Source organism: Bradyrhizobium symbiodeficiens (assembly GCF_002266465.3).
Lineage (GTDB): Bacteria > Pseudomonadota > Alphaproteobacteria > Rhizobiales > Xanthobacteraceae > Bradyrhizobium > Bradyrhizobium symbiodeficiens.
In genome coordinates this window covers 6,073,588-6,095,310 of the sequence record NZ_CP029427.2, presented here as the reverse complement: position 1 = coordinate 6,095,310, position 21,723 = coordinate 6,073,588, and the positions used below count along the sequence as shown (strand labels likewise).

General features: G+C 64.5%; 22 protein-coding genes. 10 read left to right on the top strand and 12 right to left on the bottom strand.

From position 1 onward, the window contains the following. Positions 1–11 precede the first annotated feature (11 nt). Together CIT39_RS28730 and CIT39_RS28725 are read left to right on the top strand one after the other, a co-directional pair. On the top strand, positions 12–296 hold the full coding sequence (locus CIT39_RS28730; protein WP_094976895.1) for a cupin domain-containing protein: 285 nt from the start codon (positions 12–14) through the stop codon (positions 294–296). Between the two features lie 89 nt (positions 297–385). Next, the gene (locus CIT39_RS28725) at positions 386–1,330 is read left to right on the top strand and encodes a hypothetical protein (protein WP_094976896.1); all 945 of its coding nucleotides are present in this window, start codon (positions 386–388) and stop codon (positions 1,328–1,330) included. A gap of 25 nt (positions 1,331–1,355) precedes the next feature. Here the strand turns inward: CIT39_RS28725 and CIT39_RS28720 are convergent, their stop codons facing one another. After that, on the bottom strand, positions 1,356–2,003 hold the full coding sequence (locus tag CIT39_RS28720) for a tetratricopeptide repeat protein (protein ID WP_094976897.1): 648 nt from the start codon (positions 2,001–2,003) through the stop codon (positions 1,356–1,358). 273 nt (positions 2,004–2,276) lie between these two features. After that, positions 2,277–2,579: a 30S ribosomal protein S21 gene (gene rpsU, locus CIT39_RS28715; protein WP_071909764.1), complete on the bottom strand. Its 303-nt coding sequence runs from the start codon at positions 2,577–2,579 to the stop codon at positions 2,277–2,279. Positions 2,580–2,840: 261 nt separating this feature from the next. Between rpsU and aqpZ the strand changes: the two genes are divergently transcribed. Beyond that, positions 2,841–3,563 (top strand): aquaporin Z, encoded by a 723-nt coding sequence (gene aqpZ / locus CIT39_RS28710; protein ID WP_094976898.1) that lies wholly within the window; start codon positions 2,841–2,843, stop codon positions 3,561–3,563. Between the two features lie 36 nt (positions 3,564–3,599). On the opposite strand, the gene CIT39_RS28705 is transcribed toward aqpZ, so the two are convergent. Continuing rightward, a complete protein-coding gene (locus CIT39_RS28705; RefSeq protein WP_094976899.1) occupies positions 3,600–4,706 on the bottom strand; it encodes a 5-(carboxyamino)imidazole ribonucleotide synthase in 1,107 nt (368 codons plus the stop codon). Next, positions 4,703–5,191, bottom strand: coding sequence for a 5-(carboxyamino)imidazole ribonucleotide mutase (purE, locus tag CIT39_RS28700; protein WP_094976900.1), 489 nt, complete (start codon positions 5,189–5,191; stop codon positions 4,703–4,705). Before purE ends, CIT39_RS28705 begins: the two co-directional genes overlap by 4 nt. Before the next feature lie 141 nt (positions 5,192–5,332). Here purE and CIT39_RS28695 point away from each other — a divergent pair, with 141 nt between their 5' ends. Beyond that, entirely contained in the window at positions 5,333–6,055 is a 723-nt protein-coding gene (locus CIT39_RS28695; protein ID WP_162308736.1) for a GGDEF domain-containing protein, read from the top strand. On the opposite strand, the gene CIT39_RS28690 is transcribed toward CIT39_RS28695, so the two are convergent. From CIT39_RS28690 to CIT39_RS28680, 3 genes are all read right to left on the bottom strand, one after another. Then, entirely contained in the window at positions 6,052–6,303 is a 252-nt protein-coding gene (locus CIT39_RS28690) for a hypothetical protein (RefSeq protein WP_094976901.1), read from the bottom strand. The genes CIT39_RS28695 and CIT39_RS28690 overlap by 4 nt on opposite strands. Before the next feature lie 24 nt (positions 6,304–6,327). Beyond that, positions 6,328–6,546, bottom strand: coding sequence for a hypothetical protein (locus tag CIT39_RS28685; RefSeq protein ID WP_094976902.1), 219 nt, complete (start codon positions 6,544–6,546; stop codon positions 6,328–6,330). A 116-nt stretch (positions 6,547–6,662) separates the two neighbouring features. Further along, positions 6,663–6,869, bottom strand: a complete 207-nt coding sequence (locus tag CIT39_RS28680; RefSeq protein WP_008546179.1) for a YdcH family protein — start codon at positions 6,867–6,869, stop codon at positions 6,663–6,665. 329 nt (positions 6,870–7,198) lie between these two features. Here CIT39_RS28680 and CIT39_RS28675 point away from each other — a divergent pair, with 329 nt between their 5' ends. Beyond that, the gene (locus tag CIT39_RS28675; protein WP_094976903.1) at positions 7,199–7,378 is read left to right on the top strand and encodes a YdcH family protein; all 180 of its coding nucleotides are present in this window, start codon (positions 7,199–7,201) and stop codon (positions 7,376–7,378) included. Between the two features lie 172 nt (positions 7,379–7,550). Here the strand turns inward: CIT39_RS28675 and CIT39_RS28670 are convergent, their stop codons facing one another. Beyond that, the gene (locus CIT39_RS28670) at positions 7,551–8,654 is read right to left on the bottom strand and encodes an NAD(P)/FAD-dependent oxidoreductase (RefSeq protein WP_094976904.1); all 1,104 of its coding nucleotides are present in this window, start codon (positions 8,652–8,654) and stop codon (positions 7,551–7,553) included. Positions 8,655–8,857: 203 nt separating this feature from the next. Between CIT39_RS28670 and CIT39_RS28665 the strand changes: the two genes are divergently transcribed. The 5 genes from CIT39_RS28665 (at position 8,858) to CIT39_RS28645 (ending at position 16,116) form a co-directional block, all read left to right on the top strand. Beyond that, positions 8,858–11,542, top strand: a complete 2,685-nt coding sequence (locus tag CIT39_RS28665) for a sensor domain-containing protein (RefSeq protein WP_094976905.1) — start codon at positions 8,858–8,860, stop codon at positions 11,540–11,542. Between the two features lie 138 nt (positions 11,543–11,680). Continuing rightward, a complete protein-coding gene (locus CIT39_RS28660; RefSeq protein WP_094977089.1) occupies positions 11,681–13,141 on the top strand; it encodes a glycerol-3-phosphate dehydrogenase in 1,461 nt (486 codons plus the stop codon). Between the two features lie 74 nt (positions 13,142–13,215). After that, positions 13,216–14,388, top strand: coding sequence for an ABC transporter ATP-binding protein (locus CIT39_RS28655; protein WP_094976906.1), 1,173 nt, complete (start codon positions 13,216–13,218; stop codon positions 14,386–14,388). Beyond that, complete coding sequence (locus CIT39_RS28650) at positions 14,385–15,299, top strand: ABC transporter permease (protein ID WP_094976907.1); 915 nt, start codon at positions 14,385–14,387, stop codon at positions 15,297–15,299. The genes CIT39_RS28655 and CIT39_RS28650 overlap by 4 nt, the downstream gene beginning before the upstream one ends. Before the next feature lie 4 nt (positions 15,300–15,303). Continuing rightward, positions 15,304–16,116, top strand: coding sequence for an ABC transporter permease (locus CIT39_RS28645; protein ID WP_028140278.1), 813 nt, complete (start codon positions 15,304–15,306; stop codon positions 16,114–16,116). 28 nt (positions 16,117–16,144) lie between these two features. Here CIT39_RS28645 and CIT39_RS28640 read toward each other — a convergent pair whose 3' ends face one another. The 4 genes from CIT39_RS28640 to CIT39_RS28625 all read right to left on the bottom strand — a co-directional run bounded on the left by CIT39_RS28640 (position 16,145) and on the right by CIT39_RS28625 (position 21,533). Then, on the bottom strand, positions 16,145–17,011 hold the full coding sequence (locus tag CIT39_RS28640; protein ID WP_094976908.1) for a carbohydrate ABC transporter permease: 867 nt from the start codon (positions 17,009–17,011) through the stop codon (positions 16,145–16,147). Beyond that, on the bottom strand, positions 17,008–17,880 hold the full coding sequence (locus tag CIT39_RS28635; protein WP_094976909.1) for a carbohydrate ABC transporter permease: 873 nt from the start codon (positions 17,878–17,880) through the stop codon (positions 17,008–17,010). The genes CIT39_RS28640 and CIT39_RS28635 overlap by 4 nt, the downstream gene beginning before the upstream one ends. A 96-nt stretch (positions 17,881–17,976) precedes the next feature. Continuing rightward, entirely contained in the window at positions 17,977–19,362 is a 1,386-nt protein-coding gene (locus tag CIT39_RS28630; protein WP_094976910.1) for an ABC transporter substrate-binding protein, read from the bottom strand. 245 nt (positions 19,363–19,607) lie between these two features. After that, positions 19,608–21,533, bottom strand: coding sequence for an AsmA family protein (locus CIT39_RS28625; RefSeq protein ID WP_162308735.1), 1,926 nt, complete (start codon positions 21,531–21,533; stop codon positions 19,608–19,610). Between the last annotated feature and the right edge of the window lie 190 nt (positions 21,534–21,723).

The following is a 21,723-nucleotide window of genomic DNA, read 5'->3' as shown; positions in this document are numbered from 1 at the left end:
AGAGGTTCCAGATGCTTGCCGCCAAGTCCGAGGTTCAGGTCGACAACGAGGAGGTCCGGGTGACCGAATGGCGCCTTCCGCCCGGCGGCGCCAGCGGCCATCACACCCACGGCATGGACTACGTGATTGTTCCCGTGGTCGCGGGGGAAATGACCATCGTCGCGCCCGGCGGAGAGCGGTCCAAGGCGCAGCTGGCAGCCGGGAAATCCTATTTCCGCAAGGCCGGCGTCCAACACGACGTACTTAACGAAACCTCAACCGAGATCGTGTTCCTTGAGATCGAGCTGAAGCCGTAAGTCCGCCTTACAACTTGCCATCGATCCGTCGCAGTTGATCCCTTACAATGCCCCAAAGTTCCCGCATCTGATCGCGGGGAGTGGCCGGAATGCTGAAATACCTCGCTAAAATTTCGATGGATATTTTCCCCTCGGTGCTCGCGACGATCATCGGGGCGTACATCGTTAACCACTACATCAACGCCAGGCCGGCGGCTGATGCCCCTGCGGCCGTCGTGGCCCCTGCCGAAGCCGGCAAGAACGGCAAGCCCGCCGATGTGGCCAATCTCCCTGCGCCCGGCGTCAAGGCCAAAGGCATCCTCGAGAAGAGCGTGACGGACAAGCCGACGGCTGTAAAGGCTGGCGATCAGCCGTCCGCCGAGCACAAGTCTGCCGACGGGGCCCCGGCCGAGGCCGGTCCGCGTGGCAAGCCGTCGGCGCGCGAGAAGGCGGCGGCCAAGTCGACTCCGGCCGCCGGCACCCCCGCTCCGGTGGTAGAGGCCAATTCGGCGCCGGCTGCTGCGGCCCCGGCCCCCGACGCCAACGACCTCGTGCGTGCCGCGATCGAGCGGCTGCGCAAGTCTCCTGAGGGCAAGTCGTCCGAGGGCAAGTCGTCCGAGAGCAAGTCCGCCGAGGTCAGGCCGTTCGAGGCCAGGCCTGCCGAAGCCAAGTCAGCCGAGAGGCCGATCGAGCCTGCCGTGCGGGAAGCCGCCCGCACGCCGGAGGCCCCGCGGATCATCAGCATGGAGCCGGCTACGGTCCGTCCGCTGCCGCCGCCGATCACGGTATCGACGCCCTTGCCGGACGCCTATGACAAGGATGGCTCCTCGCCGGCCAATCCGCCCTACACGGCCTCGGTCGGTAACGATGACCCAAATCGGATGACGCCGCCGGCTGACATTCCCGTGCCGATGATCGCGCCCCCGCTCGATCTGCGCGCCGACGCCGGCGCCTCCATGCCCCGGCCGAAGAAGACCAATGTCGCCGACGAGATGCTGTCGGGCATGAAGTCGATGTTCCACTCGGTCCTGCCGAAGGGCGCCACCCCCGATTAAGACGGCGCCCGCGCCGCCAAAACCGTCAGCCGCCGACGCGGGCGAGGCCGCTGCGCGCGGCGTCGTCACGTGGGCGAAGCGAGACAGCCCTGGTGTAGGACGCCGCCGCCTTGGCCCTGTCGCCCAGCCGCTCATAGGCCTGTCCGCGCGCGGTCCAGACCTGCGCGTTGTGTGGATCGGCCTCGGAAGCCTCATCCAGATCGGCCGTGGCCTCCTTGACCTTGCCGAGCGCGAGATAGCTGGTGGCGCGGCCGAGCAGCGGCTCGACCTTCTGGGGATTGAGCCCGCTCGCAGCGCTGAAATCTGCGATCGCGAAATCGTGCTGATTTTTGCCCTGGTAGATCAGGGCACGGCCATACAGCGCCTGCGCATTGTAGGGATCGAGCCCGACCGCGCGATTGAATTCGTCGAGGGCTGCCGCGACCTCGCCTGACTTCGCCAGGGATTGGGCTTTTGCGGTGAGGGCCTGGGCCTCGGCGACGTTGCCCGCGCTCACTGCGCTCTCGGCCGGCGCGGCCGCCTTGGGGGCCTCCTGCGGCTTGTCCTTCTCCGGCATCAGCGATCCCAGATCGAAAGAACAGCCGCAGAGCGTAATCCCCATCAACGCCAGCGCGAGCGGCTGCCAGATCTGGCGTAGCCGCGCCAAGCCGCGCTGGGGGAAGGGGGAGGCCATCTACGGTTCGCTCGCGCTAGAGCATGATCCGGACCCGAAGGCCGCGTTGGCGAAAAGCATGCAGCGGTTTTTCCTCGCGACAAACGCGGAACGCGTTTGCGTAGAGATCATGCTCGAACAACAAACCAAAGCGCGACGACGTTCAATCCAAATCTCATCGCGCCTGTGTGCCGCGCCCCTGGTGCCCGGCCCGGAAAGGCTCCGCGCACAAACAATAACGCGGGCCAGAGGCCCGCGTCATCGAAAACTCAAAGTCTTTCAAGATTCGGTAAATCAGCGCGGTCCGCGCGGACCTGCACCTGCACCCGGGCCGCTACGACCGCCGCGATCACCGCCGGGACCGGCGCCGAACACCGGCTTGGGCTTCATCGGCAGCAGGCCTTCGCGCTGCAGCTTCTTGCGGGCCAGCTTGCGCGCGCGGCGCACGGCTTCGGCCTTTTCGCGGGCCTTCTTCTCGGAGGGCTTCTCGTAATGACCGCGGAGCTTCATCTCGCGGAAAATTCCCTCGCGCTGCATCTTCTTCTTCAGCGCCTTGAGGGCTTGGTCGACATTGTTATCGCGAACGAGAACCTGCACGCGGCATCCTCTTCAGTGGATCGGATTTGAATTCTGGTAAGTCAAAGGGGATGGCGAAAACGCGCAAGCCCTTAACCTTGAGGGCGCGGATGTATCAGACAAAACCCGGGATGTCCACCGGCCAAGCGGGGATTCGGGCCAAGTTCAGCCATTAAATGAGGCAAAATACCTCTGCGCGGCCCTGATTTGGGAGATTTGACGCCAAGGGTGGGGCCGCTTCCGGAGCTTCGTTCCGGAATCTTTGAAAGCAGGGGACGACACATGGATATCAAGAAATACGCCGCTGAGGCCATCGGCACCTTTTGGCTCACATTCGCAGGTTGCGGTAGCGCGGTGATCGCCGCCGGTTTTCCGCAGGTCGGAATCGGCCTGGTCGGCGTCTCCCTGGCGTTCGGCTTGAGCGTCGTCACCATGGCCTATGCGATCGGCCATATCTCGGGTTGCCATCTCAACCCGGCGGTCACCGTCGGGCTTGCTGCCGGCGGCCGTTTTCCCGCCGGGCAGATCCTGCCCTACGTGATCGCCCAGGTGGCCGGCGCGATCGTGGCCGCCTGGCTCCTCTACGTCATCGCGAGCGGAGCTCCGGGTTTCGATGTCAGCAAGGGCTTCGCCTCCAACGGCTATGATGCGCATTCGCCCGGCCAGTACAGCATGATCGTGTGCTTCCTCACCGAGGTGGTGATGACCATGATGTTCCTGTTCATCATCATGGGCGCGACCCATGGCCGCGCGCCCGCAGGCTTCGCGCCGCTCGCGATCGGGCTCGCGCTGGTGATGATCCATCTCGTCAGCATCCCCGTCACCAATACCTCGGTGAACCCGGCGCGCAGCACGGGCCCTGCGCTGTTCGTCGGCGGCTGGGCAACCGCGCAGCTCTGGCTGTTCTGGGTCGCACCGCTGATCGGCGGCGCCCTGGGCGGGGTGATCTATCGCTGGCTCAGCGAGGAGCCCGCTGGCGTCGTCGCAGGCGCGAAGACGGCGTAGTCGCAAAGCGGGATCGCAGCGATTGCTGCGGTCCCGTTACCTGCCCGTGGTGGAAAGCACTTCGGTGACGTGGCCCATCTTCCGGCCGGGGCGCGGCGCACCCTTGCCGTAGATGTGCACGGTCGCGCCCGGCACGCTCAGCCACTTCTCGTAATCGTTGATCTCGTCGCCGATCAGATTGGTCATGGTGACGATTTCGCCGTGGCGCACGGGCTTGCCGAGCGGCCAGCCGGCGATGGCGCGGATGTGCTGCTCGAACTGCGAGACCGACGCGCCGTCGAGCGTCCAGTGCCCGGAATTATGCACGCGGGGGGCGATCTCGTTGACCAGCACCTTCGGGCCGGTGCCGTTGGCGAGCACGAACATCTCGACGGCGAGCACGCCGATATAGTCGAGCGCGCTCGCGATCTTGCCGGCGATGCTGCGGGCTTCCTCGGCGAGCGCGTCGGGAATTCGGGCGGGCGCTCGGGATATCTTCAGAATGTGGTCGCGATGCTCGTTCTCGGTGACGTCGAAACACTCGACCTGGCCCGTGGCCGAGCGCGCGGCGATCACGGAGATCTCGCGCTCGTAGGGCACGAAGGCTTCCAGAATCGCGGATTTGGTGGCGAGGCTGGTCCACACCTTGGCGATGTCGTCGCCCTCGCGGATGATGGCCTGGCCCTTGCCGTCATAACCGAAGCGGCGGGTCTTGAGCACGGCCGGAAGGCCGATCCTGGCGATCGCCTCGCGTAGCGAGGACACGGAGGTGACGTCGGCATAGGCCGCGGTGCCGATGCCGAGCCGCGTCACGAAATCTTTCTCGGCGAGCCGGTCCTGGGTGGTCTCGAGGATCTTGCGGTTGGGCAGCACGGGTCGACGCGCGTCCAGCACCATCGCGGCGGCCGATGGCACGTTCTCGAATTCGTAGGTGATGACGTCGACGTCGTTGGCGAACAGTTCGAGCGCTTCGACATCGGCATATTCGGCGCAGGTCGCGTTCAATACGACGTCGAAGGCCGGCGAGTCCGGATCGGGCGAGAACACCTGGCAGCGCAGGCCGAGCCGCGCCGCAGCCATGGCCAGCATTCGGCCCAATTGTCCGCCGCCGAGGATTCCGATGGTGTCACCGGGCTTCAGCTTCACCTGCCTGGTGTCGCTCACGCCTTGTCCTCCGGGCGCTCGGCGACCGCCTCGGTTTGCGCCTTGCGCCAGGCGGCGAGGCGATCGGACAGCGCCGGGTCGGACAACGCCAGGACGGACGCCGCCAGCAGCGCGGCGTTGATCGCGCCGGCCTTGCCGATGGCGAGGGTGCCGACCGGGATGCCGGCGGGCATTTGGACGATCGAATAGAGCGAATCGAGGCCCTTGAGCGTCTTGGATTCGATGGGAACGCCGAACACCGGAAGCTCGGTCAACGCCGCCGCCATGCCGGGCAGGTGTGCAGCGCCACCGGCGCCGGCGATGACGACCTTGAACCCGGCAGCCTTGGCCCCCTTGGCGAAAGCAAACAGGCGGTCGGGGGTGCGGTGGGCCGAAACGATGCGAGTATCGGTGGCAATGCCGAGCGCTGCCAGCGTGTCGGCGGCATGTCGCATCGTGTCCCAGTCCGACTGGCTTCCCATGATGATGGCGATCGGCGCGGTCATGACGTCAATTGTGCCCGAAAAACAGAAAGATGGGCCAGATTAACGGTTCCGGCCGGCGGCTCGCAAGGCGGTGGCAAGGAGAAGGGAATCCACTATCCTGTCTTGGTGAATCCCCGCAAGCCTTCATTGAGCAGGATGCCTATGAAGAAACTAAAAAGGGCGGACGCTGCGAAGGCCAAAAAGGGCCGGAAGACCAGCGCCGGCCGATCCAAAGCCGCCCCCAGGCTGACCAAGCGTCCGGCGAAGCCGCCGCGGCGCGGCGCGTCGGGCGATGATGGAGCCAAGGATACCGTCAGGGCGACGATCCGGGGCTTGCGGACCAAGCTCAAGGAGGCGCAGCGACGGGTTGCGGAACTCGAAGCTGCGGCCGACACCGATTTCCTGCTCGAGATTCCGAACCGGCGCGGCTTCGAGCGCGAGCTGGCGCGCGCCGTCGCCTACATGAAGCGCTACCGCGCCAGTGGGGCGCTGATCGTGCTCGACGTCGATCGGTTGAAGCCGATCAACGATTCGTTCGGTCATGGCGCCGGCGACGAGGTACTCAAGGCGATTGCCGCCACGTTGACGCGGCAGGTCCGTGCCTCCGACGTGGTCGGCCGGCTCGGGGGCGACGAGTTCGCGCTGCTGCTCTGGAATCTCAGCGGGATCGACGCCAAGGCGAAGGCGGTCGCCTTCGAGCAGGCGGTCGACGAATTGTCCTTTGTCTTTCGCGGCCAGCATGTGACCGCGGGCGCCTCCGCCGGTGTCGCGCTGCTGGGGGCGCAGTCCGACCCGGGCCGCGCCCTCGAGGAGGCGGATGCCGCCATGTATGTGCGCAAGGCGCAGCGGCGGCACGAGCCGCGGATCAGGCTGGTCGGCAGCTAAAGCGCGCTGAGATCCGGCGGTACGGTACCGAATTTCCGCAGCAATTTTGCGTCGCCAAACTCGCCGGTCAGGGGATCGCCACTGCGGCTGAAGGCGACGGCGCCGATATGGCCGGTGCCGTGCGCCAGCATTTCCGCACGACGCAGGGCGGCAGCCGATGTCTGACATTCCTCGGCCGCGCCTGCCACCGGCGAGCCGTCCTCGTCGGTCAGGAAGGGCAATGCAACGTAGTAGGTGACGTCGGGCATGGTCGGCTCCGATCGGCTGACGGTTCAGGCGGCGCTGCTCTTGCTCCGCATCTTGCTGCGCGAAGTGTCCGGAATGCAGCCCGCGGAAATCGCCGCCTGCAATTCCTCCAGCTCGGCCTCCAGATATTCGTTGGCCATGATCAGCGCCTTGATGGTGCTGCGCAGATTGCCGTCACACATCGCGATCGCCTGATCGCAGGCCTGTTCATAATGGCTGTTGTCGAGAAGGGCGGCTGGCGACATCTGCGTTTCCTCGTGCGTTCCAGGGGGCGGCGTTGGCTATCGAATGTTCTTATTTTGTTCTTTTCGAGTCAAGCGGATTCGATCCCCCGTGGCTTGGCCGCGCACAGGTCTGCGGATCAGGCGATGATGTCGGGGGTGATCTGGTCTTCGATGAACGCGATGCGGTCTCGTAACAACAGCTTGCGCTTCTTCAACCGCTGCAGCCGCAATAGGTCGGGGGCGGGCGATTGATGCAGTGCATCGATCGCCGCATCGAGATCTCGGTGTTCCTGCTGCAACCGGGTGAGCTCGGCTTCGAGCTCACGCTCGTCTTCATTGGTCATGTCTGCGGTGGCCGAAAACCGATAGGCGTGGGATGAAGGCTGTGGATGCCCTGTGGAAACTATCGTCCTTGCGCGGCGTGATCGCAAGCGATCTGCGACCACCGTTCGCCGATCTCCAGCGAGATATTTCCGCTGATCGCTGCGGCGCTGCGCAAGCGCATTGATATCATGGATTTTTCCCGCGCGGTTCCTTTACTCACGCTTCGTTACATATGAATTTTCAAAAATGAAGCTGCGACGACGGATACCCATCGACAGAACGAATCGGTGATGTAAACTTCGTTGTCCGGATCGAATCCTGAGGTTCAACCCTACCGAGGAGGTTTCGAATGACAATTCAGGCACATCTCGTTGAATTGGAGCGGAAGCACAAAATTCTCGAAAACGAATTGCACGATGCTCTCGTGCACCTTTCAACAGACGACCTGCAAATTGTTGAGTTGAAGCGCCGGAAGTTGATGGTCAAGGACCAGATCGAGCGTTTGAGGCACGGCGACACGCTCCACTAGCACCCCCCGTAACAGCGTAGAGTTGATCGCACCCTTATCCGCAGGGGTGAGAGCTTTTGCGCTCATCCCTGCAGCAAGGTGCGCACCGTGCAGAGAAGCTCGCGCTGTGTTTGGCTTTTGTCGGAGCGCGTATTCTTGCCGCGAACAGGTATCCGCCTCGCTCGAAAACGCTTCAGATCTCTGCGAGCTCGGCGACGTGATCTGCGATCGCGAGCGACGACGTCAATCCCGGCGATTCGATGCCGAACAGGTTGATCAGGCCAGCGACGCCGTGATCGCGCGGGCCCTGCATCAGGAAGTCCTGCGTCGCCACCGCGGGCGGTACGATCTTCGGCCGGATACCCGAATAGCTCGGCATCAACGCGCCGTCAGGCAGCGTCGGCCAGTATTTGCGGATCGCCGGGTAGAACCGCTCGGCGCGTGACGGGTCGACCTCGTAATCGATCGTCTCGATCCACTCGACGTCAGGGCCGAAGCGCGCCTGGCCTGCCATGTCCAGCGTCAGATGCACCCCGAGCCCGCCCGGTTCGGGCACCGGATAGATCAGGCGCGAGAACGGCGCCTTGGCATTGCAGCTGAAGTAATTTCCCTTGGCGAGATAGGCGCGCGGAATGCGGTCCAGCGGCATGCCGTCGATATTGCGCGCCACATGGGTCGCCGAGAGTCCCGCGGCGTTGACGAGGAGGCTGCATTGCAGCGTCATTGGCGCCTCGCCGCCGGCGTCGATCTCGATCAGGCCGTTCGCAGCCTTGGCGCGGACCAGCGGCGTGTGAAACGCGAAGGCCGCGCCGGCTTCCTCGGCCTCGCCGCGCAGCGAGAGCATGTAGGCGTGGCTGTCGATGATGCCCGTCGATGGCGACAGCAGCGCGGCGTCGCAGGCCAGCGCCGGCTCCAGCGCGCGTGCCGCCTCGCCCGTGAGCAGCTGCATGTCGAGCACGCCATTGGCCTCGGCATGCGCCTTGATCGATTGCAGCTTCTCGGTCTCCTTCGGGCTGGTCGCGACGATCAGCTTGCCGCAATTCCTGTGCGGGATGCCGCGCTCGGCGCAGTAGCGGTAGAGCGCGTGCTTGCCGTCGACGCACATGCGCGCCATCCAGCTCCCGGCGCGGTAGTAGATGCCGGCATGGATCACCTCGCTGTTGCGCGAGGAGGTGATGGTGCCGATCGCCTCGGCCTCCTCGAGCACGATGACCTCGCGCCCGGCCTGCGCAAGCTTTCGAGCCACCGCGAGCCCGACCACGCCGGCTCCGATGACGACGCAATCGACCCTATCCATGGCTGTGCAGGATGTCCGCTGGAAGCACCGGTGGCATCCGGCCTGGAGAGAATGGCGCGGGGCCATTTTCCGTTAAGGAAGAATTTATCATGTCAGGGCAATTGCCGTATTTCACGTCACATTTTTTCCGTTGCGGGTACAGGCGTTTACCCGATCCAAACCCGTGAAGCCAGACAATCCAACGTTGAAATCGCGGGTGGCTGATGGCTGAGAAGAACTGGCACGAGGGCAGCACGCTTCCGATTGCTGTGCAGGCCGTTGTGTGCCTCGCCGGCACGGTTGCGCCCGCGCGCGCCTTTGCGCTGTCCGACAGCTTCGCCGCGCCGAGCTATCTCGGCGAGCTCGATCCCAACGTGGTCTGGGAAGTCCTGATCGCGGGCATCGTCGTCTGCGCCTTCCTCGCCGCGATCGCGCTGTGGATCCATTCCTCGCTGCGCCGGACCCGGCGCTTGCAGCTCCGGCGCAACGCCTTCGTCTCCTCCGCCATGAACAATCTCAACCAGGGCGTGGTGATGACGGATGCGCAGCGCCGCATCATCTTCTGCAACGACCGCTATCTCGAGATCTATGGCCTCAAGCGGTCGGACCTCTGGGCCGACATGAACGGCTACGAGCTCCTCGCGCTGCGACGCAAGCGCGGGGTGCTTGGCGCCTCCGATGACGAGTTCTACGAGAAGGCAGCAAGCCCCAACGGTCTGATCACCGAGCTGCCGGACGGGCGGGCCATCCTGGTGAAATATTTCGTGCTGCCGAACGGTGGCTCGGTGGCGACGCATCTGGATGTCAGCGAGCAGCGTAAGCTGTCGCGACAGCTCGCCTCGACCAAGCAGTTCCTCGAGACGGTGCTGGACAACGTGCCGGCCTGCGTGGCCGCGAAGAACATCGAGGACGGCCGCTACATCTTCGCCAACAGCGCCTATGAGCGGTTCTGGGGGTTCTCGCGAGACCAGGTCGTCGGCAAGAATGCGCGCGAGCTGTTCGCGTCCGCCTCGGCGGCCACTATCGATGCCACCGACCGGGCGGCGTTCGATTCGCCGGACGGTCAGTTCCGCAACGAATTCGAGGTCGATCGTGGCGGCGAGCGGCGCATGGTCGCCTCGATCCGGATCGTGGTCCGCAACGAGAACAACAAGCCCGAATTCCTGATGCTCGTGTTCGAGGACGTCACCGACCGCCGCTCGCTGTCGAAGGAGCTGGAGAGCACCAAGAAGTTCCTTGAGCTGGTGGTCGACAACATCCCGGTGGCGTTGATCGTCGAACAGGTCAAGGACGGCCGCTATCTGCTCGCCAATCGCAGCGCCGAGACGATCCTCAACCGCCGGCGCGAGGAAGCAACCGGCCTGACCGCGTCGGACATCTTCAATCCCAAGGAAGCCAAGCTGATCATCGCGCGCGACGAAGCCGCGATCAAGAAACGCGGGATGATCTCCGAGGAGCACCCGATCTCGACCAAGGCGGGCTTGCGCCTGTTCCTCACCCGCCGCGCCACCGTGGTCAACGATGCCGGCGAGCCGCAATATCTGATCAAGACTCACGAGGACGTCACCGACCGCCGCCAGACCGAGTCGCGCATGGCGCACATGGCCTATCACGACGGCCTCACCGACCTGCCGAACCGCGCCGCCTTCCTGCAGGCGTTGAACCAGATGATCGAGGCCTGCGAAGGCACCGGCGAAGAGTTCGCGGTCCTCTCGATCGACCTCGACGGCCTCAAGGAGGTCAACGACGTCTTTGGCCATGCGCTCGGCGACAAGCTCCTGATCGAGGTCGCGCAGCGGCTCCAGGACGTCGCGCGCGGCGGCCTGGTCGCGCGCCTGTCGGGCGACGAGTTCGGGCTCATCATCGACGGCAAGCAACCCGAGGCGGGACTCGCACTGGCGGAGCATGTCGGCGAAGCCGTCTCGCGGGATTTCCATATCGACGGCCGCCCGGTGCGGGCGGGCGTGACCACCGGCATGTCGATCTTCCCGCATAACGGCACCGACGGCGCCTCGTTGCTCGCCAACGCCGGTGCGGCGCTGTTCCGCGCGAAGCAGAAGTCGCGCGGCACCATCAGCCTCTACCAGCCGGAGATGGACCAGCAGATCCGCGATCGCCGCGTGCTGCACCAGGACCTCTCGGTGGCGATCAAGAACGGCGAGCTTTCGCTGGCGTTTCAGCCGCAGGGCGCCGCGGGCCACAGCGTCGCCGAAAGCGAGATCATCGGCTTCGAGGCGCTGGCGCGCTGGCAGCATCCGGTGCGCGGCCAGGTCTCGCCGGCCGAATTCATACCGATCGCCGAGGAGAGCGGCCTGATCGTCGAGATGGGCGAGTGGATCCTGCGCGAGGCCTGCCGCGAGGCGGCCTCCTGGCCGAAGCCACTCCAGGTTGCGGTCAATCTGTCGCCGGCGCAGTTCATGCACGGCGACGTGGTCGGGCTGGTCCATTCGATCCTGATCGAGACCGGCCTTGCGCCCGGTCGGCTCGAGCTGGAGATCACCGAGGGCGTGCTGATCGAGGATTTCGACCGGGGCCTCGCGCTGCTGCGCCGCCTGAAGGCGCTCGGGGTGCGCATCTCCATGGACGATTTCGGCAGCGGATATTCCTCGCTGAGCTACCTCCAGGCGTTCCCGTTCGACAAGATCAAGATCGACCGGGCGTTCATCACCAATCTCGGCCGCAACCCGCAATCGGCTGCGATCGTTCGCGCAGTGATCGATCTCGGCCACGGTCTCGAAATGTCGATCGTCGCCGAGGGCGTCGAGACCATCGAGCAACTTGTCTTCCTCGCCAAGGAGGGCTGCGACGGCGTGCAGGGCTATCTGCTCGGCAAGCCCCTGCCGATCGGAAAATATGCCGGGCTCGTCGGCCGCGCTGAGATCATGGAGCTTGCGCTCAAGACCGGCTAGAGCGTTTCCGAGCGAAGCGGACACCGGCTCGTGTCGAGAAAACGCGTCAGAATGAGAATCCAGAGCCCCGTTCCGATTTCATCGGAACGGAAATGGCTCTAGTGATGATGGGGCGCTTTGCTCCTTCTCGACGGCTTCATGGCGGATTACGACCTCGCGATCATCGGCGGCGGCCTGAACGGTGTCAGCCTCGCGCGCGATGCGGCAGGCCGCGGCCTGCGGGTGATCCTGTTCGAGCAGGGCGATCTCGGCGGCGCGGCATCGTCGGCGACACCGCGGCTGATCCACGGCGATCTGTCGGTGCTGGAGCGGCGCAGGTTCCGGCGGGTGCGCCGCGCCCTGGCCGAGCGCCGGACCTGGCTCCGGATCGCGCCGCATCTGGTCCGGCCGCTGCGCTTCGTGATCCCCGCGCATTCCGACGAGCGTCCGCCGTGGCTGCTGCGCGCCGGCCTGTATGTCTATGACGGTCTCACGAACCGGGGCGGCCTGCCACCATCGGCGACCCTCGACATCACGCACCATCCGGTCGGCAACGCGCTGAAGCGCCCGTTCGGCACGGCGTTCGAATATTCGGACTGCGTCGTCGACGACTCTCGCCTGGTGGTGCTGACGGCGTTGGATGCGGCCGAACGTGGCGCCGCGATCCGGACTGGTGCGCGTTGTGTGCGTGCCGACAGAACTGATACCTGGCGGCTCGCGGTGGTCGATCGCGGCCATCGCCGCACGGTCACGGCGCGGGCGCTGGCCAACGCCACCGGCGCCTGGACGCCGATGGTCGCCGATACCGTGCTGCGGCAGCCGCAGCCCGCCATGGCGGCCACGCAGATGAGCCAGATCATCGTGCCGAGGCTGTTCGATTCCCAGAACGTCTACGTCTTTCAGAACAATGATGGACGGCTGATCTTTGCCCGGCCCTTCGAGCGCGACTTCACGCTGATCGGCACCGTCACGCACGCCTTCACCGGCGATCCCGCCATTGTCGCGATGCCGGGGGCCGACGTCGGCTATCTCTGCGACGCCGCCAGCCGCTATTTTCGGGAGCGCGTTGCCCCGACCGACGTGGTCCGGACGGTCTCCGGCGTCAACCTGACGCTGGCGTCCGCGCGCGGACGCGACGGCACGATGCTGTTCCATGCGCGCCGGCGCAAGGCGCCGCTGCTGACGATGTTCGGCGGCGACGTCACCACCTCGCGCCTGCGCGCTGAATGGGCGGTGACGAAGCTGACGCCGTTCTATCCGATGTCGCCGCCCTGGACTGCCGGCGCCGCGCTGCCCGGCGGAGATTTTGCATGGGACCGTTTCGACACCGAGATCGACCTCGCGCGCGACCGCTGGCGCTTTCTGTCGGAGCCGGAGGCGCAGCGTCTGGTCGCGGCTTACGGGTCGCGGTTGTCGGCCGTGCTCGGCGAGGCGAAGACCCGCGACGAACTTGGTCCGGGCTTCGGCCCTGAGTTGACGGGTGCCGAGATCCGCTACCTGATGGCTTGTGAATGGGCGCGCTTTCCGGACGATATCCTCTGGCGCCGATCCAAGCTGGGCCTGACCATGCCTGCGGCGGACCGCGACGCAGTTGCCACGTTCATGGCGAATGTGATGTGAACGATCTTTCCCGACGCGGTTGAGCTAGGGAGGATCGGCGGCTAGCGTGCGGCGGAATCGGGGTTGGCAGGAACATGACGGACGAGTTGCCCAGAACAGACGGCGTGGCCAATACGGGCGGCGGAGATGCGCTTCCTGCGGCGGGCCAGCCGCTGCTGCGCATCGAGGGCGTAGTCAAAACCTTTGGCACCTTCCGCGCCGTGGACGGGGTCTCGCTCGATATCAGGGCCGGCGAATTCTTCGCGCTGCTCGGTCCCAGCGGTTGCGGCAAGACCACCCTGCTGCGCATGCTTGCCGGCTTCGAGGCGCCGGATGAAGGGCGGATCCTGCTCGGGAATAAGGATATCGCGCAGGCGCTGCCGCATGAGCGGCCGATCAACATGATGTTCCAGAACTACGCGCTGTTTCCGCATCTCTCCGTGCGCGACAACATTGCCTTCGGCCTCAAGCGCGCTGGCATGGCGCGCGCCGAGATCGCCATCCGTGTGACCGAGATGGTCGCGCTGGTGAAGCTCGAAGGGCTGGAGAAGCGCAAGCCGGATCAGCTCTCCGGCGGCCAGCGCCAGCGCGTCGCGCTCGCCCGTGCACTGGCGCGACGCCCGCAATTGCTGCTGCTCGACGAGCCGCTTGCCGCGCTCGACAAGAAGCTGCGTCAGAGCACGCAGGGCGAGTTGATGGAGCTGCAGCGCCGGCTCGGCATGACCTTCATCATCGTCACCCACGATCAGGAGGAGGCGATGACGATGGCTGATAGAATCGGCGTGATGAACGCCGGCAGGCTTGCTCAGGTCGCGAGCCCCCGCGAACTCTATGAAGCACCGCGCTCGCGGTGGATCGCGGAGTTCGTCGGCGACATCAACCTGTTCGACGGCGAGACCAAATTGCGCGACGGTCATCGTCTGGTCATTGGCACGCGTGATGCGGGTACGCTGGTGGTGGCCGAGCCGCGCGAACCGGTCGGTGCGGGAAAATTCTCCATCGCGATTCGCCCCGAGAAGATCAAGTTGTCCCGCCGCGCCCCGGTGAGCGAAGCCGGCCGTGAAACCACGATCAACAGCCTGGACGGCGTGATCGCGGACATCTGCTATCTCGGCGGCACCACCACCTACAAAGTGAAGCTCGATACCGGCGGGATCGTACGGGCCTCCGTCGCCAATAGCGCGCGCCTGGATGTCGACGCCTATAGCGTGGGCCAGCAAATCGTCGCCTGGTTCACGCCCGATGATTGCGTGGTGCTGCCGTCATGAGCGCCCGCCGCATCTTCGCGCGGCCGGCGCGCTTTGCCGCGATCGCGCCCTATGTCTGGATGGTGCTGTTCTTCCTGGTGCCCTTTGCCTTCGTGCTGAAGATCAGCCTGTCGCAGACGGCGATCGCGCAGCCGCCTTACGAGCCGGTATTCGACCTGACGGCGGGGTGGGACGCGCTGAAGGCGGCCTTTGCCGCACTCTCGATCGACAATTTCAGGCTGCTCGTCTCTGACGACCTCTATGTATTCGCCTATCTGCGCAGCCTTACGGTCGCCGTGACCTCAACGGTGCTGTTGCTGCTCGTCGGCTATCCCATCGCCTATGGCATGGCGCGGCTGCCGAGGCGTTGGCAGGCGGTGGCGATGGTGCTGGTGATCGTACCGTTCTGGACCTCGTTCCTGATCCGCATCTATGCCTGGATCAACATCCTCCAGCACGACGGGCTGCTGAACCAGATCCTGCTGGCGCTGCACCTGGTCAGCCAGCCGGTGGTCTGGCTCTCCACCGACAGCGCGATGTATATCGGCATCGTCTATTCCTATCTGCCGTTCATGATCCTGCCGCTCTACGCCACGCTCGCGAAGATGGAGCCGGTGCTGGAGGAGGCAGCCTCCGATCTCGGCGCGCCGCCGTGGCAGGTGTTCTGGCTCCTCACCTTTCCGCTGTCGCTGCCCGGTGTCGGCGCCGGCGTGCTGCTGTGCTTCATTCCCATCGTCGGCGAATTCGTCATCCCCGATCTTCTGGCCGGCTCCAATTCGCTGATGATCGGCCAGACCCTGTGGCTCGAATTCTTCACCAACAAGGACTGGCCGGTCGCCTCTGCCGCCGCCATTGTGCTGCTCGTGGTGCTGCTGTTGCCTCTGTTGCTGTACGAACGGCTGCAGAAACGGCAGCTGGAACAGGGGCGCTGACGCCATGCGCAAGGTCTCCCGCCTGTCCCGTTTCAACATCGCCTCGCTCGCGCTGGGGCTGGCCTTCCTCTATCTGCCGATCCTCATCCTCGTCATCTATTCCTTCAACGCCTCGCGGCTGGTGACGGTGTGGGGCGGCTGGTCGCTGCGCTGGTATCATGAATTCTTCAACGACCGCGCCATGATCGAGGCGGCCTGGATGAGCTTTCGCGTAGCGGTCTCCTCCGCGACCATCGCCACGCTGCTCGGCACGCTCGCCGCGGTCGCGTTGTCGCGCGGCGAGCGCTTCCGCGGCCGCACATTGTTCTCCGGCATGCTCTATGCGCCACTGGTGATGCCCGAGGTGATCACGGGGCTGTCGCTGCTGCTGTTGTTCGTCGCGCTGAACGCCGAGCGCGGCTTCTGGACGGTGACGATCGCCCATACCACGCTGACGATGTGTTTCGTCGCCGTGGTCGTGCAGTCCCGCCTCGGCTCGCTCGACCGTTCGCTGGAAGAGGCGGCGATGGATCTCGGCTGCGATCCGGTGCGCGCTTTTCTTTCGGTGACGCTGCCGCTGATCGCGCCCGCGATCGTCGCCGGCTGGATGCTGGCCTTCACGCTGTCGCTCGACGACCTCGTGATCGCGAGCTTCACCACCGGTCCCGGCTCGGCGACGTTGCCGATCCGGATCTATTCGGAGGTGCGGCTCGGCGTGAAGCCGGAGATCAACGCGATCTGCACGCTGGTGATCGCCCTGATCGCGGTGGTGATCGTCATCGCCTCGCTGGCCTCGAAGCTGTCGAGTTCGCAGGGCGAGAGCGCGGCGCCGCTTTAGATTCCGGGCTACGCTCTGACCAAAACGACTACGACTTCACCGCACCCGCCGTGAGCCCGCCCACCATGTAGCGGCGGAAGGCGTAGTAGACCGCGGCCGGCGGCAGTGCGTAGATGAAGCCGGTGGTCATCAGCAGCTCCCAGGGCGAGTCGTCGGCGGCGAGGAAGTTGCCGAGTGCGACGGGCAGCGTGAGCTCGCGGTCGTTCGACAGCAGCAGGAACGCGTAGAGATATTCGTTCCAGGCCAGCAGCACCGCATAAGTGCCGATCGCGACCAGCGACGGCATCATCAGCGGCAGATAGACCAGCCGGAAGATCTGCAGCGTCGTGGCGCCGTCCATCACCGCGGCCTCGTCCAGTTCGACCGGCAGCTTGTCGGAGGCCTGCTTGAGCACCCAGATCGCGTAAGGGCTGGCGATCGTCACCATGGCCAGGATCAGCGACCAGTGATTGTTGAGCAAGCCGTAATTGCCCATGGTGCGGTACATCGGCACGGCCAGGAACGCCGCGGGGATGAAATAGGTGAACAGCGCCAGGTTCATCACGATGCGTCCGCCCGGCACCCGCAGCCGGGAGATCGAGAACGCCGCCGCGGTGGCGATGACCAGGGTCAGCACGCCGACGGCTGTCGCGATAACGAGGGAATTCCAGAACTGGATGTAGAAGTCGCGCAGGAAGTAATGCTGTTGCTTGAACACGATTTCGAAGTTGTGCAGCGTCGGATGATCCGGCCACAGCTTGCCCGAGAACGCGTCCTCCTTCGGCGAGATCGCGAACAGGAACATGTGGTAGATCGGGATCATCGTCCAGATGAAAACGGGAATACCGATCAGCAGCAACCGCGCTTCGGTTGCAACGTCGCGCCAGGAAAATTCGCTTACGCCAGGAAGCTTCATCGGGATAGCCGTTTCATCATGAAGTACATCAGCGGCAGGACGAACGGTATCGCGCAGACGATGGAGGCCATCGCGAGCGAAAGCTGGTCGAGCCGGAGATAGCGGATGCCGAGCGTCGACAACACGTGCGTGAGGTCTGCAGGGCCGCCGCCGGTGAGCAGGTAGACGCTGTTGAAGTCGCCGAGCGTCCAGATCATCGAGAGCAGCGTGCAGGTGATGTAGAGCGTCTGCATCGACGGCCAGGTGATGAAGCGGAATTTCTGCCACCAGCTCGCGCCGTCGACCTCGGCCGCCTCGAACAGGTCTTGCGCGATCGCCAGCCGGCCGGTCATCAGGATCAGCGTCCAGAACGGTAGCGACTTCCAGATGTGCACGGCGATCGCCATGGTCAGCGCCACGGTCGGATCGTTCAGCCAGTTCGGGCCGTCATCGCCGGTCAAGGAGAAGATGTAGTGGTTGATCATGCCCCATTCGGGATTGAGCATGAAGCGCACTGACAGGATGGTCGGGATCGACGGCACCGCCCAGGGCAGGATGAAGATCACCGAGAGCCATCTGATCCAGGTGCGCTGCTGGGCGAAGAAGCCGGACAGGAACAGCGCGATCAGCATCTTGATGTTGATGCCGATGACCAGGAAGATCAGCGTGTTGACCGCGGCGCGCGCGAAGATCGGGTCGTTGTAGAGCGCCACATAGTTCGACGGAGCGCGCGCCAGCCACAGCCCGTAGCAGACGGGATAGACAACGAAGGCCAGGAAAACGAGCAGATAGGGCGCGAGCAGCGCGATGCCCCATATCTGTGCCGGGGTCAGTCGCGACGACAGGGGCGGGCCGGGGAGTGCCTGATCGCCAGAGAGCGTGATCGCCATTCTTTTCGGACTCTTCAAAGAGAAGCCGGCCGCGAAACGCGGCCGGTGGTTGTTCTAGCACCTCTCCCCGCGAGGCGGGGAGAGGGAGAGGATGATTTAACCCGCGACCTGCTTGATGCGGGCGATCAGTTCGTCGACGGCCTTGTCGACGGGAACCTTCTCGCTGACGACGCGGTTCATCGCCTTCGCCCACACGTTCTCGTTGTTGAGAATCGTGAACTTCCAGTTCTTGGTGAAGTCGAACGCCGCGGTGCCGCCCTTGAACTGCGCATAGACGGCCTTGCGGTGCTTGTCAGCCTGCCAGAACGGGCTTTCCTGACTTTCCTTCGTCACCGGGAACCAGCGGCCGAGCGCGCCCTCGATATAGGGACGGACGTTCTCTTCCTGGAGCAGGAAGCTGATGAACTGCTTGGCCTCGGCCTTGTTCTTGGCGGCGGTGAAAACCAGTCCGGTCTTGACGTCGGAGCGGTACTTGATGGTCGAACCATCGGGCGCCTTGGGGAAGGATGCCGTGATGATGTCCTGCTCATAGGCCTTCTTGCCGGCCTCGCGCTGCTCGGGTGTGAGAGCCTGATTCTGCGAGTCTTCGTACCACTTCGCCGCGATGGAGATCGTGAAGTTGTGGGTCATCACGATCGTCTTGTTGTGGAAGGCGACGTTGTTGTCGGGATCCTTCCAGGTCGTGGAGGAGGGCGGCGTGCAGCCCTTGATGTAGGTGTCGGTATAGTCCTTCAGCGCGTGGATCAGGTTCTCGCGAACCTTGGGATCGTCGACCGTGAGCTTGCCGTCATCGTCGACCAGCTTGACGTGGTAGGCGTCCATGAAGGTGTAGAACGACTGGAACGCGTCGGTGGATTCCACGCCCATCGGCTGGCCGACGGCGTAAACGCGCTGTCCGGTCGCCTTGCGGATCCCGGGCTGCACCTTGTCGCACCAGAACGTCCAGTAGCCGGCCCAGTCGTTCGGGATATCGGCCTGCTTGAAGCCGGCTTTCTCCAGCATGTCGTTCCAGATCTGGACGTGCATGCTCTGCTGCTTCAGCGGGAAGCCGTAATAGGCCTTCTTCTTGGTGACGTCGTTGTAGAGGATCGACGCATCCAGCGTGTTCTGCACGAAACGGCCCTTGATCGGCTCCATCACGTCGGAGAGATCCTCGAGCTTGCCCTCATAGGCCCACTTGCCCTGCGCCTGCACGTCATAAGAGTCGGAATAGGCGACATCGGGCACGGTGCCGGCATCGAGCGCGGCGACCGTCTTCGGAATCATGTCCTGGATCGCGTATTGCGACAATTCGACCTTGATGCCGGTCTTGGCTTCGAACTTCTTGATCGTCTCGAGAAGCGCGTCGTCTTCGGAACGATAGAAGCCCTTGCCCCACCAGACCGTGATCGTCTTCTGCTGCGCAAATGCGGGTGCAGCGGCTGCAAACAGCCCGGCCGCAGCGACCGCCAGTGATACTGCGCCAATAACCTTGGATTTCACGTTTTTCTCCCTCAAACGGCCGGTGTTTTTAACCGGTCGTATAAAACACTAGCGCAGGATGGTAGCGCAATCAACGCATCTTGTCAGACCTGGGTCGTGGGGGGCGGGCCAGAGCGGATGCTCAACGCGTGCATCGATCCAATCGTCGCATCAATTCGGCCGGATCAATTCGCGATGGTCGCGCCGGAGAGTCGCCGTCCTCAGCTGAAACTCACCTGGGTCACACGTCAGCTGAGTTGGACCTGTCAGTTGGACTTGGCGTTCTCTTTGGAATTTTCCGCCGTCGGCGCTTCCGCCGGCGCGGGACGCTTTCTGCTTCCCGTGATGCGTTCGATCGCGGAGCGCACGGCGTCGCCCCCCTTACGGTCCTTCAGCATGTCGAGCAGCGGCGCGGAGGCCGGCGAACGGCGGATCAGGCTTTCCGGATCGGGGAAGATCAGGGGATCGTCCCACGGGCCCTGCACCACGAATGGGAGTTCGAAGCCCGACGTGCTGTTGAGGCTCGCCACGCCCTTCATGTCGTATTCGCGCGTCGGCACCGAGGCGGTGCCGGTGAGCGTGATCTTCGCCGCCGGCCCTTCGACACGGATGTCCTCGGCGGTGGCGACCCCATCGGAGAATTTCACGGCGATGGTGAGATTGTTGTAAGGCGTCGAACCGTTACGGAAATTGCCGCCGCCCGACAGCGGCCGCCGCTCCAGGCGCTTCAGCAATTGCTCTGCATTGAAACCCGCGATCGCGCCGTCATGACCGGTGACGGTGGCGCTGCCGTCGAGCGATTGCACGAGACCGAACGGGCTCGATCCCGAAGCGAAGAGCGACACGTTGATATTGCCGCGGCCGGACAGCTTGTTGAGGCCGAAAAGTTCGGCGGCGCAGGCCTGGAGATCGACGTCGGTGAACTGGAATTGCGCCTTGATGTCGGCGATGGTGTCGGAGCGCGCGATGCCGAACGAGCCCTTGGCGATGCCGCCATAGACCTGTGCCTCGCCGACCGAGAGCGCCAGCGTGCCGTTGCGCAAATTGGCGCCGATCGCAGTGCGGCCGAGCTTGGTCGGTCCGACCGTCAGCTTTGCCGCCGACAGGCGCATGTCGAGGTCGGTCGTCGACAATCCGTTGAGATCGAACAGCTGCCTGTTCCAGTCCCGCGCGCCGCTCGCGAGCAGGCGGAAGGTCGAGATATAAGGTGTGAAGTCGAGTGCGTCGGCGGCAAGCGTCGCCTGCAGCGTCTGCCGGCCGTTATTGGCGTAAGTCATGACGCCCTCGGCGGCGTTGCCGTCGAGCTCGACATTGACGTTGGTGAGCGCGATCGAGGCGCCCACGACGTTGGCGCGCGCTTTCAGCACGAAGCGGCCGAAGCCGCCGCTGGCGGGCTGCGGCTGCCCGGTCCAGCGCAGCGCATTTCGCAAGGAGGGGCTGTCGACCGTCAGCATACCTTCCATCATCGGGCTGGTGCGGTTGGCCACGCTGCCGTCGAAGGCGAGCTTGAGCGGCGCGCTGGCGATCCGCGCCTTCAACCCCGAGCGCTCCCCGGAGAGGGCGGCGACGAAATCGGAAAAACTGATCGAGCCGTCGACACGCTCGCCGCGCCAGTCGAACTGTCCGGTCGCAGCGAAGGATCGCGAGATCGAGGGCCAGGCCAGCGACAGGTCGATGTCCTCGAACTTCTCGGTGCCGTGGGTGGCGTCCTCGTAATCGAGCACGCCGTCCTGGATCCGGATTTCGGAGAACGAGACCTGATTCTCGGCACCGGGCTTCATGGTGCGCGCGATGGTCTGGATGAACGGCGTCCAGTTGCTCTGGCCGTCCGGCTTCAGGCTGACATGGATGCGCGGCCGCAGCAATGTCAGGTCGGCGATCTCGAACCGTTGCAGCAGCAACGGCAGCAGCCGCAGATTGGCGGTGAGCACGTCGACCTGGAGCGCGGGATCGCTGGTGCCGCCGCCCTTGAGGCGGACGTCACGGAAGGAAATGTAGCTCGCCGGCAGCACCGAGATGTCGATCGCGCCTGCGACACTGAGTTCGAGCCCGGTGACGTCGCGGATCTGCGCTTCGACCGCCTTGCGCAGCGCGTCGCGGTTGATGAGCCATGAGGTCGCGATCAGGGCGATCAGCGCAACGCCGAGCAGCGCCGCGATCGGCGTCCCGAGGCGCTTCATTCCTTGGGCCATGGTCAATGGCATGTCCTGATCGGGTTGGTCGTGGGAGCCAGAAGGGCGGGTCGGGAAACCTGCGTGCCCACGCCCAACCCCCGCAACTTGATGGGTTTTCTTGTCGCTTTCAAGGCCGCGGACGGTTCTGCCCACGGTGTGGGCAGCTTCTATCACCCGGGCGCGGTGTGGAGAACCCCGTATCATTGAC